This is a genomic window from Streptococcus oralis (genome assembly GCF_019334565.1).
Lineage (GTDB): Bacteria > Bacillota > Bacilli > Lactobacillales > Streptococcaceae > Streptococcus > Streptococcus oralis_CR.
The window spans coordinates 1,072,653-1,084,489 of record NZ_CP079724.1 but is presented as its reverse complement, the minus strand read 5'-3'; the positions used below and the strand labels follow the sequence as shown (position 1 = coordinate 1,084,489).

General features: G+C 41.6%; 13 protein-coding genes. 11 read left to right on the top strand and 2 right to left on the bottom strand.

The window, feature by feature from the left end:
* Positions 1–48: 48 nt before the first annotated feature.
* Positions 49–1,611, bottom strand: coding sequence for a glutamine-hydrolyzing GMP synthase (gene guaA / locus KX728_RS05380; RefSeq protein WP_215804613.1), 1,563 nt, complete (start codon positions 1,609–1,611; stop codon positions 49–51).
* Between the two features lie 140 nt (positions 1,612–1,751).
* On the opposite strand from guaA, the gene KX728_RS05375 reads away from it, so the two are divergent.
* From KX728_RS05375 to KX728_RS05325, 11 genes are all read left to right on the top strand, one after another.
* Positions 1,752–2,450 (top strand): GntR family transcriptional regulator, encoded by a 699-nt coding sequence (locus KX728_RS05375; RefSeq protein WP_045617014.1) that lies wholly within the window; start codon positions 1,752–1,754, stop codon positions 2,448–2,450.
* Positions 2,451–2,587: 137 nt separating this feature from the next.
* Positions 2,588–3,874 (top strand): peptidase U32 family protein, encoded by a 1,287-nt coding sequence (locus KX728_RS05370; RefSeq protein WP_045617016.1) that lies wholly within the window; start codon positions 2,588–2,590, stop codon positions 3,872–3,874.
* Positions 3,875–3,888: 14 nt separating this feature from the next.
* Positions 3,889–4,200: a CHY zinc finger protein gene (locus tag KX728_RS05365; protein WP_071788310.1), complete on the top strand. Its 312-nt coding sequence runs from the start codon at positions 3,889–3,891 to the stop codon at positions 4,198–4,200.
* A gap of 231 nt (positions 4,201–4,431) precedes the next feature.
* Positions 4,432–4,632: a F0F1 ATP synthase subunit C gene (locus tag KX728_RS05360; RefSeq protein ID WP_001054551.1), complete on the top strand. Its 201-nt coding sequence runs from the start codon at positions 4,432–4,434 to the stop codon at positions 4,630–4,632.
* Between the two features lie 32 nt (positions 4,633–4,664).
* The gene (gene atpB, locus KX728_RS05355) at positions 4,665–5,381 is read left to right on the top strand and encodes a F0F1 ATP synthase subunit A (protein ID WP_000392938.1); all 717 of its coding nucleotides are present in this window, start codon (positions 4,665–4,667) and stop codon (positions 5,379–5,381) included.
* 18 nt (positions 5,382–5,399) lie between these two features.
* Positions 5,400–5,894 (top strand): F0F1 ATP synthase subunit B, encoded by a 495-nt coding sequence (atpF, locus tag KX728_RS05350; protein ID WP_045617021.1) that lies wholly within the window; start codon positions 5,400–5,402, stop codon positions 5,892–5,894.
* A complete protein-coding gene (locus tag KX728_RS05345) occupies positions 5,894–6,430 on the top strand; it encodes a F0F1 ATP synthase subunit delta (RefSeq protein ID WP_000358986.1) in 537 nt (178 codons plus the stop codon). The genes atpF and KX728_RS05345 overlap by 1 nt, the downstream gene beginning before the upstream one ends.
* Positions 6,431–6,444: 14 nt before the next feature.
* Complete coding sequence (atpA, locus tag KX728_RS05340; protein ID WP_215804614.1) at positions 6,445–7,950, top strand: F0F1 ATP synthase subunit alpha; 1,506 nt, start codon at positions 6,445–6,447, stop codon at positions 7,948–7,950.
* Between the two features lie 15 nt (positions 7,951–7,965).
* Positions 7,966–8,844: a F0F1 ATP synthase subunit gamma gene (locus KX728_RS05335; RefSeq protein WP_000301231.1), complete on the top strand. Its 879-nt coding sequence runs from the start codon at positions 7,966–7,968 to the stop codon at positions 8,842–8,844.
* Between the two features lie 85 nt (positions 8,845–8,929).
* A complete protein-coding gene (gene atpD / locus KX728_RS05330; protein WP_215804615.1) occupies positions 8,930–10,336 on the top strand; it encodes a F0F1 ATP synthase subunit beta in 1,407 nt (468 codons plus the stop codon).
* A gap of 10 nt (positions 10,337–10,346) precedes the next feature.
* Positions 10,347–10,766, top strand: coding sequence for a F0F1 ATP synthase subunit epsilon (locus KX728_RS05325; RefSeq protein ID WP_000940836.1), 420 nt, complete (start codon positions 10,347–10,349; stop codon positions 10,764–10,766).
* Between the two features lie 32 nt (positions 10,767–10,798).
* Here the strand turns inward: KX728_RS05325 and KX728_RS05320 are convergent, their stop codons facing one another.
* A complete protein-coding gene (locus tag KX728_RS05320) occupies positions 10,799–11,812 on the bottom strand; it encodes a lactonase family protein (protein WP_215804616.1) in 1,014 nt (337 codons plus the stop codon).
* Between the last annotated feature and the right edge of the window lie 25 nt (positions 11,813–11,837).

Here is an 11,837-nt window from a genome sequence, read left to right as displayed (position 1 = left end):
AAAAAGAACTCTGAATCTGATTCAGAGTTCTTTTTAAGTGCGATTGGCCTATTCCCACTCAACGGTTGCAGGTGGTTTACTTGTAATATCGTAGACGATACGGTTAACGTGATCCACTTCATTTACGATACGTACAGAAATCTTTTGAAGGACTTCCCAAGGAATCTTGGCAAAGTCAGCTGTCATACCATCGATAGAAGTGATAGCACGAATGGCAATCGTGTAGTCATAAGTACGACCATCACCCATAACACCAACTGAACGAACGCCTGTGTTGACAGTGAAATATTGCCAGATATCACGGTCAAGTCCAGCTTTAGCGATTTCTTCACGAAGGATAGCATCAGACTCACGAACAGTTTCTAGTTTTTCTTCAGTGATTTCACCCATGACACGGATAGCGAGACCTGGTCCTGGGAATGGTTGGCGCCATACGATGTGGTCTGGCATACCAAGCTCTGTACCGAGGGCACGGACTTCGTCTTTATAAAGGGTGTTCAATGGTTCAATCAATTCAAACTGCATGTCTTCTGGAAGACCACCAACGTTGTGGTGTGACTTGATGGTTTGGGCTGTATCTGTACCAGACTCAATCACGTCAGTGTAAAGCGTTCCCTGAGCAAGGAATTTTACATCTTTTAGCTTGCTTGCTTCGTCATCAAAGACATAAACAAATTCGTTACCAATGATTTTTCGTTTTTGCTCAGGATCAGAAACGCCAGCAAGTTTATCAAGGAAGCGTTTTGAAGCATCGGCTTTGACAATATTCAAACCAAACTTACCACCAAGCATGTCCATAACTTGGTCAGCCTCTCCCTTACGGAGAAGACCGTGATCTACAAAGATACAGATTAATTGATCACCGATTGCTTTTTGAAGAAGAACCCCAACAACAGAAGAGTCAACACCACCTGATAGACCTAGAAGAACACGCTTGTCACCTACAGTTTCACGGATTTTCTTGATCTGCATGTCGATGAAGTTGTCCATTGACCAGTCGCCTTTAGCCTTACAGATGTTAAGGGCAAAGTTGCGAAGGATATCATTTCCGTATACAGAATGGCGCACTTCTGGGTGGAATTGGATACCGTAAATGTGCTTTTCTGGGTTTTCAATAGCTGCATAAGGACAGTCAGCAGAAGTGCCAGTACGAACAAAATCAGCTGGAATCTCTGTAACAGCATCGCCATGACTCATCAAAACAATCTGTTCTTCAGGAGTCCCTTCAAAGAAGGCAGAAGTGGTATGAGTAAGTGGTGATTGGCCATACTCGCGGTTACCAGCATCACCTGCAGGAACAACTTTTCCTCCAAGTTTATGAGTTAAAAGTTGCATACCATAGCAGATTCCCAAAATTGGAATGCCAAGTTCAAAAATTTCTGGGTCAATATCAAATGAACCATCTTCGTATACAGAGTTTGGTCCACCAGAGAGGATGATCCCTACAGGGTTAATCGCACGAACCTCTGCAGCTGAGATTTTGTGACTTTTTAGCTCTGAAAAAACACCAATTTCACGAATACGGCGTGAAATCAGCTGGTTGTATTGGCTACCATAGTCCAGCACGATGATTTTTTCGACATCTTGCAAATCAGTTGAAATGTTGCTCATCTTTTTCCTTTCTCAAAAGAAATATCTTTTTCAATATTCTATCACAAATAGGGGCGAATTACCAACTAAACAAGGCAAAGTTTGACTTTTTCTTAGCAAATACGGTACAATGGAGAAAATAAAGAAAAGAAGTGAGAATCATGTTACCAGCTTATATGAAAATCCACGATCAGATCAAGAAGGATATAGATGAGCATCATTGGAAAATCGGAGAGAGGCTTCCAAGTGAGCGAGATTTAGCTGAACAGTTTCAAGTTAGCCGGATGACATTACGCCAAGCTATCTCTCTCTTGGTCGAGGAAGGAGTTTTGGAGCGTCGTGTAGGAAGTGGAACCTTTGTCTCTAGCACTCGTGTCCAAGAAAAAATGCGAGGAACAACCAGTTTTACGGAGATTGTCAAATCTCAGGGGAAAGTACCTTCCAGCCAACTCATTTCTTACAGAAGAACTATTCCAAATGAGCAAGAGATCGCAAAGCTGGGGATTACTCCAACAGAGAATATTATCCGCATGGAACGGGTGCGTTATGCTGACCAAGTTCCACTAGTCTATGAAGTCGCATCCATTCCTGAGAAATTTATTAAGGATTTCAAAAAAGAAGAAATCACCAGTCACTTCTTTCAAACCTTGCAGCAGTATGGCTACCGGATTGGCAAATCTCAACAGACCATTTATGCGAGATTGGCTAAGGAAAAGATTGCTGACTATCTAGAAGTCGAAAAGGGGCATGCGATTTTAGCATTGACTCAGGTTTCTTATCTTGAAGATGGGACAGCTTTCGAATATGTAAAGAGTCAATACGTGGGTGAACGCTTTGAATTTTATCTTGAAAATAACTAGTTTAGAAAGGCTAGTTTTTTGTTTTCTTAAAAGATTAGAATTGTCAAAACAATCTGTCTAGACTTGATTTTATCCTTTATTTACTATAAAATGAGAAGGAAAAACGTCAAACTTTTATATTGCAAATAGGAGAAAAAATGACAAAAATATTAAAACGTCCTGAGGTTTTATCGCCTGCAGGGACTTTAGAGAAGCTAAAAGTGGCTGTTCGGTATGGAGCTGATGCTGTTTTTATAGGTGGACAAGCTTATGGTCTTCGTAGCCGTGCAGGAAACTTCACCTTTGAACAGATGGAAGAAGGCGTGCAGTTCGCTGCCAAGTATGGTGCCAAAGTCTATGTAGCTGCCAACATGGTTATGCACGAAGGAAATGAAGCTGGGGCTGGTGAGTGGTTCCGTAAGTTGCGTGACATTGGGATTGCGGCAGTTATCGTGTCAGACCCGGCCTTGATTATGATTGCAGCAACAGAAGCACCAGGTCTTGAAATCCACCTCTCTACCCAAGCCAGTGCGACGAACTATGAAACGCTTGAATTTTGGAAAGAACTGGGCTTGACTCGTGTCGTTTTGGCGCGTGAGGTCTCAATGGAAGAATTGGCAGAGATTCGCAAACGCACAGACGTAGAGATTGAAGCCTTTGTCCACGGAGCGATGTGTATTTCCTACTCAGGTCGCTGTACGCTTTCAAATCACATGAGTATGCGTGATGCTAACCGTGGTGGTTGTTCGCAGTCTTGCCGTTGGAAATACGACCTTTACGATATGCCTTTTGGTCAAGAACGCAAGAGTCTTAAAGGTGAAATTCCAGAAGAATTTTCAATGTCAGCCGTTGATATGTCTATGATTGACCATATTCCAGATATGATTGAAAATGGTGTAGATAGTCTCAAGATTGAAGGTCGTATGAAGTCAATCCACTATGTTTCAACAGTAACTAACTGTTACAAGGCGGCTGTGGATGCTTACCTTGAAAGCCCAGAAAAATTTGAAGCTATTAAACAAGACCTGGTAGATGAGATGTGGAAGGTTGCCCAACGTGAATTGGCAACAGGTTTCTACTATAGCACACCTACAGAAAATGAACAGTTGTTTGGTGCACGTCGTAAAATCCCTGAATACAAGTTTGTTGCTGAAGTGGTAGCTTATGATGAAGCAACCCAGACAGCAACCATTCGTCAACGGAATGTTATCAATGAAGGCGATCAAGTTGAGTTTTATGGACCAGGTTTCCGTCATTTTGAAACCTATATCGAAAATCTTCACGATTCTAAAGGCAATAAAATCGACCGTGCTCCAAATCCAATGGAACTCTTGACCATTAAGGTTCCTCAACCTGTGCAAGCTGGGGATATGGTTCGAGCTCTCAAAGAAGGTCTTATCAATCTCTATAAGGAAGACGGGACAAGTGTCACAGTTCGTGCCTAGATAAGGAAAAGGGAATGATTCAAGTGCAAGGATTGTTGGTAGATAATGAAAGCAGATGTGTTCACTATCATGGTGAAAAGGATATTATTTCCCTCCAGTGCTATGAGTGTAAAAAATACTATGCTTGCTATCAGTGCCACAATGCTATAGAAACGCATTTGTTTTCACCCTACCCCTTGACGCTTTCGGAGGATCGACCGATTTTATGTGGGGCTTGTAAGAGGACAATAACATTTCAAGAATATCAAAAACAAATAGCCTGCCCTTATTGCAAATCTCCATTTAATCCAGGGTGTAAACGACACTATTCCTACTATTTCAAATAAAATGAATCTATCCAAGTTCTAAACTTGGATTTTTCAATTTATTTCGGAAAATATAGAAAAAGTGGAAACACATTTCATCATAAAATGAGAAACTTATCTATACAGTGGTATAAAAATAGCAAAAATAGAAATAAATCATCTGAAACGCTTCCAATGTAAGTAAAAAGTTGACAAAAACAAATTTTAGGACTAAACTAAGTAAGTAAATTTTAAATAAAAGGAGAATTCGTCATGAATTTAACATTTTTCGGACTTTGTCTTGCCTGTATGGGTGTATCTCTTGCAGAAGGATTTTTGATGAACGGTTTGTTCAAATCTGCAGCACGCCAACCAGATATCATCCCACAATTGCGTAGTTTGATGATTATGGGGATTGCCTTTATCGAAGGAACATTCTTTGTAACCTTGGCGATGTCATTTGTCATTAAATAGACAACTCTATTTAGAAATGGAGGTGTCAAACCATGGAAGAAAGTTTGAATCCAACCGTTAATATTGGACCAATATCCTTTGATTTGACCCTGCTTGCCATGTCTCTTGTAACTGTTTTGATGGTTTTTGCCTTTGTCTACTGGGCAAGTCGTAAAATGACCATCCGTCCAAAGGGCAAACAAAATGCTCTTGAGATGATTTACGACTTTGTGATTGGTTTTACCAAACCAAACATTGGAGAATCATACATCAAGGATTATTCCTTATTTCTGTTTTCTCTATTTCTGTTTATCTTGGTTGCCAATAATATCGGCTTAATGGCAAAAGTACAAACAACAAACGGTTATAACTTGTGGACTTCCCCAACAGCCAACCTTGGATACGATTTATCCCTATCATTCTTGATCACTTTGATCGCCCATGTAGAAGGAGTTCGTCGTAGAGGCGTTAAAGAATATTTGAGAGCATTTGTTACACCTGGCTTTATGACTCCGATGAACATTTTAGAAGAGTTCACCAATTTTGCTTCCTTGGCGATTCGGATCTACGGAAATATTTTTGCCGGTGAGGTCTTAGCTGGATTGCTATTAGCCTTGTCACAAAATGCTTTGTATTGGTATCCTTTTGCCTTTATCGCAAACATGTTATGGACAGCCTTTTCAATTTTCATTTCATGTATTCAGGCTTATGTATTTACCATGTTGTCATCTATGTACATTGGTAAAAAAATAAATGAAGGGGAAGAGTAAGTAGAGGAGGATTAGAAGATGGATTTAACTATTAGTACCATTATCGGTGACTTTATTCTTATCGCTGGTTCCTTCCTTTTATTGATCTTTTTAGTGAAAAAATATGCTTGGGGAAATCTTTCCAGCATCTTGGATGAACGTGCTGAAAAGATTTCTTCAGATATTGATGGTGCCGAGGAAGCCCGTAAAAAGGCTGAGGAACTAGCTAACAAACGTGAAGCTGAGTTAGCAGGTAGCCGTACCGAAGCTAAAACGATTATCGAGAATGCAAAGGGAACTGCTGAGAAAAGTAAAGCCGATATTTTAGCCGAAGCTAAACTTGAAGCAGGGCGCTTAAAAGAAAAAGCCAACCAAGAAATTGCTCAAAATAAAGCTGAAGCTTTACAAAGTGTTAAGGGCGAGGTGGCAGATTTGACAGTTAGTCTAGCTGGGAAAATCATCTCACAAAACCTTGACAGTCATGCCCATAAGGAACTCATTGATCAGTATATCGATCAGCTAGGAGAAGCCTAATGGACAAGAAAACAGCAAAGGTCATTGAAAAGTACAGCATGCCTTTTGTCCAATTAGTGATTGAAAAAGGAGAAGAGGACCGGATTTTTTCAGACTTGGATCAAATCAAGCAAGTCGCAGAAGAAACGGGTTTACCTTCTTTTTTAGCTCAGGTGGCAGTCGATGAGTCAGATAAGGAAAAAACAGTTCGTTTCTTTCAAGACTCTGTGTCACCTTTAATGCAAAACTTTATTCAAGTTCTGGTTTACAATCACAGAGCAAATCTTTTTTATGAAGTAATTGCAGATTGTTTGAATCGCCTTGAAAAAGAGACCAATCGTTTTGTAGTCACGATTTCTTCAGCTCATCCTTTAACAGATGAACAGAAGGAACGTCTGCTCCCATTGATAGAGAAAAAAATGTCTCTGAAAGTGCGGAGCGTCAAAGAACAAATTGATGAAGGACTCATTGGTGGTTTTGTCATTTTTGCTAATCACAAGACAATTGATGTGAGTATTAAACAACAACTTCGAGTTGTTAAAGAAAATTTGAAATAGAAAGTGGTGTTCTTTTGGCAATTAACGCACAAGAAATCAGCGCTTTAATTAAGCAACAAATTGAAAATTTCAAACCCAATTTTGATGTATCTGAAACAGGTGTTGTAACCTATATCGGGGACGGAATTGCGCGTGCTCACGGCCTTGAAAATGCCATGAGTGGGGAGCTGTTGATTTTTGAAAACGGCTCTTATGGGATGGCGCAGAACTTGGAGTCAACAGACGTTGGGATTATCATCCTAGGTGACTTTACAGATATTCGTGAAGGCGATACCATTCGCCGTACAGGTAAAATCATGGAAGTTCCTGTTGGTGAGAGCCTTATTGGACGTGTTGTGGATCCACTTGGTCGTCCAGTTGACGGTCTTGGAGAAATCCATACCGATAAGTCTCGTCCAGTAGAAGCGCCGGCTCCTGGCGTTATGCAACGTAAGTCTGTATCAGAACCATTGCAAACAGGTTTGAAAGCTATTGATGCCCTTGTTCCGATTGGTCGTGGTCAACGTGAGTTGATTATCGGTGACCGTCAGACAGGGAAAACAACCATCGCTATTGATGCTATTTTGAACCAAAAAGGTCAAGATATGATCTGTATCTATGTAGCGATTGGGCAAAAAGAGTCAACTGTTCGTACGCAAGTTGAAACACTTCGTCAGTACGGTGCCTTGGACTACACAATCGTTGTGACAGCTTCTGCTTCACAACCTTCTCCATTGCTCTTCCTAGCTCCTTATGCTGGGGTTGCTATGGCAGAAGAGTTTATGTACCAAGGGAAGCATGTTTTGATCGTTTATGATGATCTTTCAAAACAAGCGGTCGCTTATCGTGAACTTTCCCTCTTGCTTCGTCGTCCACCAGGTCGTGAAGCCTTCCCTGGGGATGTTTTCTACCTTCATAGCCGTTTGCTTGAGCGTTCAGCTAAGGTTTCTGATGAACTTGGTGGTGGTTCAATCACAGCTTTACCATTTATCGAGACACAAGCAGGAGATATCTCTGCTTATATCGCAACTAACGTGATTTCAATCACAGATGGTCAAATCTTCCTTGGCGATGGTCTCTTCAATGCGGGTATTCGTCCAGCTATCGATGCGGGTTCATCTGTATCTCGTGTAGGTGGTTCTGCACAAATCAAAGCTATGAAGAAGGTTGCTGGTACACTTCGTATCGACCTTGCTTCATATCGTGAGTTGGAAGCCTTCACTAAGTTTGGTTCTGATTTGGATGCGGCTACTCAAGCTAAGTTAAATCGTGGACGTCGTACCGTTGAAGTTCTGAAACAACCAGTTCATAAACCATTACCTGTTGAGAAACAAGTAATCATTCTTTATGCTTTGACACATGGTTTCTTGGATACGATTCCTGTAGATGACATTGTTCGTTTTGAGGAAGGGTTTCATGATTTCTTTGATGCACAACATCCAGAGATTTTGGAAACTATTCGTGAAACAAAAGACTTGCCAGAAGAGGCAGTCTTGGATGCTGCGATTACAGAGTTTCTCAATCAATCCAGCTTCCAATAAGAATAGAGGTGTCAAATGGCAGTATCTCTAAATGATATTAAAACAAAAATCGCCTCAACAAAAAATACTAGTCAAATCACCAATGCCATGCAAATGGTATCGGCTGCCAAGTTAGGTCGCTCTGAAGAAGCAGCACGTAACTTTCAAGTTTATGCTCAGAAGGTTCGTAAGCTTTTGACGGATATTCTGCATGGTAACGGATCTGGTGGTTCTACCAATCCGATGCTCATTAGTCGCCCAGTTAAGAAAACAGGCTATATCGTTATTACTTCAGACCGTGGCTTGGTTGGAGGTTATAATGCTTCCATCCTTAAAGCTGTGATGGAGCTGAAAGAAGAATACCATCCAGATGGTACAGGTTTTGAGATCATCTGTATCGGTGGGATGGGAGCTGATTTCTTTAAGGCTCGTGGCATTCAACCAATCTATGAACTACGTGGCTTGGCCGACCAACCAAGTTTTGATGAAGTTCGTAAAATTATTTCAAAAACGATTGAAATGTATCAAAATGAACTTTTTGATGAACTCTATGTTTGTTACAACCATCATGTCAATACTCTCACAAGTCAAATGCGTGTGGAACAAATGTTGCCGATTGTTGACTTAGATCCAAATGAAGCGGATGAAGAGTATAGCTTGACCTTTGAGTTGGAAACGAGTCGTGATGAGATTCTAGAGCAGTTGTTACCTCAGTTTGCAGAAAGTATGATATACGGGGCTATCATCGATGCCAAGACAGCTGAGAATGCTGCAGGTATGACAGCCATGCAAACGGCGACTGATAATGCTAAGAAAGTCATCAATGATTTGACAATCCAGTATAACCGTGCCAGACAGGCGGCGATTACACAAGAAATTACAGAAATTGTAGCGGGGGCTAGTGCCTTAGAATAAGGCTTTGCCTCCCTCGTATCAAAATGAACTTAGGACCTAGGTGAACTAGGAACCGACAGTATCTTATATAGAATAGGAGAAGGAGATGAGTTCAGGTAAAATTGCTCAGGTTATTGGACCCGTTGTCGACGTCTTGTTCGCAGCAGGGGAAACACTTCCTGAGATTAATAATGCACTTGTCGTCTACAAAAATGACGAAAGAAAAACAAAAATCGTCCTTGAAGTAGCCTTGGAGTTGGGTGATGGTATGGTTCGTACGATCGCCATGGAATCAACAGATGGTTTGACTCGTGGAATGGAAGTTTTGGACACAGGCCGTCCAATCTCTGTGCCAGTAGGTAAAGAAACTTTGGGACGTGTCTTCAACGTTTTGGGAGATACCATTGACTTGGATGCTCCTTTCGATGAAGACGCTGAGCGTCAGCCAATTCATAAGAAAGCTCCAACTTTTGATGAATTGTCTACCTCATCTGAAATCTTGGAAACAGGGATCAAGGTTATCGACCTTCTTGCCCCTTACCTTAAAGGTGGGAAAGTTGGACTCTTCGGTGGTGCCGGAGTTGGTAAAACTGTCTTGATCCAAGAATTGATTCACAACATTGCCCAAGAACACGGTGGTATTTCAGTATTTACTGGTGTTGGGGAACGTACTCGTGAAGGGAACGACCTTTACTGGGAAATGAAAGAATCAGGCGTTATCGAGAAAACAGCCATGGTATTTGGTCAGATGAATGAGCCACCAGGAGCACGTATGCGTGTTGCCCTTACTGGTTTGACAATCGCCGAATACTTCCGTGATGTAGAAGGCCAAGATGTGCTTCTCTTTATCGATAATATCTTCCGTTTCACTCAAGCTGGTTCAGAAGTATCTGCCCTTTTGGGTCGTATGCCTTCAGCCGTTGGTTACCAACCAACACTTGCTACTGAAATGGGTCAATTGCAAGAACGTATCACATCAACTAAGAAGGGTTCTGTAACCTCTATCCAAGCCATCTATGTGCCAGCGGATGACTATACTGACCCAGCGCCAGCAACAGCCTTCGCTCACTTGGATTCAACTACAAACTTGGAACGTAAGTTGGTACAGTTAGGTATCTATCCAGCTGTTGATCCGTTGGCTTCAAGCTCTCGTGCCTTGGCACCTGAGATTGTTGGTGAGGAGCATTACGCAGTTGCTGCTGAGGTTAAACGTGTTCTTCAACGTTACCATGAATTGCAAGATATCATTGCTATCCTTGGTATGGATGAACTTTCTGATGAAGAAAAGACCTTGGTTGCACGTGCCCGTCGTATCCAGTTCTTCTTGTCTCAAAACTTTAATGTTGCAGAACAATTTACTGGTCAACCTGGTTCTTATGTGCCAGTAGCGGAAACAGTTCGTGGCTTTAAGGAAATCCTTGAAGGAAAACATGACCAGTTACCAGAAGATGCCTTCCGTGGTGTCGGTTCAATCGAAGACGTCATTGCTAAGGCAGAAAAAATGGGATTTTAAGAGGTGATCTATGGCTCATTTAACTGTCCAGATCGTGACACCAGATGGCCTCGTCTATGATCACCATGCCAGCTTTGTATCGGTACGAACTCTGGATGGTGAGATGGGGATCTTGCCACGACATGAAAATATGATTGCGGTTTTAGCGGTTGATGAAGTGAAGGTAAAACGTATCGATGATGATACTCATGTGAACTGGATTGCAGTGAACGGAGGAATTATCGAGATTGCTAATGATATCATTACTATTGTAGCAGACTCAGCAGAGCGTGCTCGTGATATTGATATCAGTCGGGCAGAACGTGCGAAACTTCGCGCTGAACGAGAAATCGAAGAAGCCCATGACAAGCACTTGATTGACCAAGAACGTCGCGCAAAAATCGCATTGCAACGTGCTATCAACCGTATCAATGTCGGAAATAGACTATAAAAAAATGAACTTGAAACTCAAGTTCATTTTTTTTAATGTGAAAAGTTGATGCAGACTGCTTCAGGGACATGGAAGTCGTTAGAAAGCTCTGCAAGACGACCACTTTTAGGATTGCGCTTAAAGACGGTTGCGTTATCAGAATCTTGATGAACAGCAATGAGAAACTCTTGATCAGGAGTTAGGTCGAAATCACGTGGATTTTTACCATGACTTGGTACAATCTCTAATAATTCCAAGCTACCATCAGCGAGGATTGTATAGACTGCAATGGAATCATGACCTCGGTTGGATGCATAGAGGTATTTTCCATCTTTTGAAAGACGAATGGCAGCAGTAGCATTAAAGCCTTCATATCCATCTGGTAAAGTTGAAATAACTTGCATGCGTTCAAATTCACCAACCCCATCATAAATCAAGACCTCTATCGTGCTATTCAGTTCGCAGATGAGATAGGCAATCTTATAGTGGTGGTGGAAAACGATGTGGCGAGCACCTGCTCCAGCTTGGCTGTGATAAGTGTAGAGTTTACTTAGTTTTCCTTCTGGACTAACATCATAGGTTGTTACCTCATCCGTCCCTAAATCACATGTGACGAGGTACTGGTCAGGTGTTAGATCCGTAAAGTGTACATGTGGAGAAGTTTGGTTTTCATGAGGACCTTGTCCGCTATGCTGATCTAGATCTGTTTGGATGAGGCTACCATCCGCTTGACGTTTATAAACTAGAACTTGACCTTTATGATAGTTGGCTCCGTAAACGAGACTACGCTTTTCATCCACTGCCACATAGCAATGAGGAGCGCCTTCTTCAACCACATGATTTAGCAAAGTGCCATCTTTCTTATATGCAGCGATTCCACCTAAGCCATCCTGGCTCCCTACGGTGTATAAGTGTTGCTGTTGGTCAAAGGCAAGGTAGGTCGGACTTGGTTCAGCAGCAAAGAGTTCAAGATTTGCAAGCTGGCCTGTTTCTGTATCAAAATCTGCCTTGTAAATCCCTTTAGATAAGCGACGAGTGTAAGTTCCAAAATAAACAGTTTCTTTCATGTCCATACCTCTTAATAATGATAAG